This is a genomic window from Streptomyces recifensis (assembly GCF_002154615.1).
Taxonomy (GTDB): Bacteria; Actinomycetota; Actinomycetes; order Streptomycetales; family Streptomycetaceae; genus Streptomyces; species Streptomyces griseoluteus.
In genome coordinates, this window is sequence record NZ_MUNH01000869.1 from 1 (window position 1) to 786 (window position 786).

General features: G+C 67.9%; 1 protein-coding gene. It reads left to right on the forward strand.

Annotated features, from left to right (window positions below):
• The coding region (locus CCN33_RS30470; RefSeq protein WP_208622010.1) for a 2-oxo acid dehydrogenase subunit E2 at window positions 1–756 on the forward strand (756 nt) is incomplete at its 5' end.
• Between the last annotated feature and the right edge of the window lie 30 nt (window positions 757–786).

A 786-nucleotide genomic window follows, 5' to 3' on the forward strand; every position in this document is an offset into this window, starting at 1 on the left:
GCCGCGAAGAAGGCCCCGGCGCTGGAGGTCTCCCCGCTGCGTGGCCAGACCGTCAAGATGACCCGCATCCGCAAGGTCATCGGCGACAACATGGTCAAGGCGCTGACCGAGCAGGCCCAGCTCTCCTCGGTCGTCGAGGTGGACGTCACCCGTCTGATGAAGCTGCGCGGCAAGGCGAAGGACTCCTTCGCCGCCCGTGAGGGCGTCAAGCTCTCCCCGATGCCGTTCTTCGTCAAGGCCGCCGCGCAGGCGCTGAAGGCCCACCCGGTCATCAACGCCCGCATCAACGAGGCCGAGGGCACCATCACCTACTTCGACACCGAGAACGTCGGTATCGCGGTGGACTCCGAGAAGGGCCTGATGACCCCGGTCATCAAGCACGCCGGTGACCTCAACCTCGCGGGCATCGCCAAGGCGACCGCGGAGCTGGCCGGCAAGGTCCGCGCCAACAAGATCACCCCGGACGAGCTGTCCGGCGCGACCTTCACCATCTCCAACACCGGTTCGCGCGGCGCCCTGTTCGACACGATCATCGTGCCGCCGAACCAGGTCGCCATCCTCGGCATCGGTGCCACGGTGAAGCGCCCGGCCGTCCTGGAGACGGAGGAGGGCACGGTCATCGCCGTCCGCGACATGACCTACCTGACCCTCTCCTACGACCACCGCCTGGTGGACGGCGCCGACGCGGCCCGCTACCTGACCACGGTCAAGCAGATCCTGGAGGCAGGCGAGTTCGAGGTCGAGCTCGGCCTGTAACTCCCCGGCCTGTGCGAGAAGCCCCCTGCC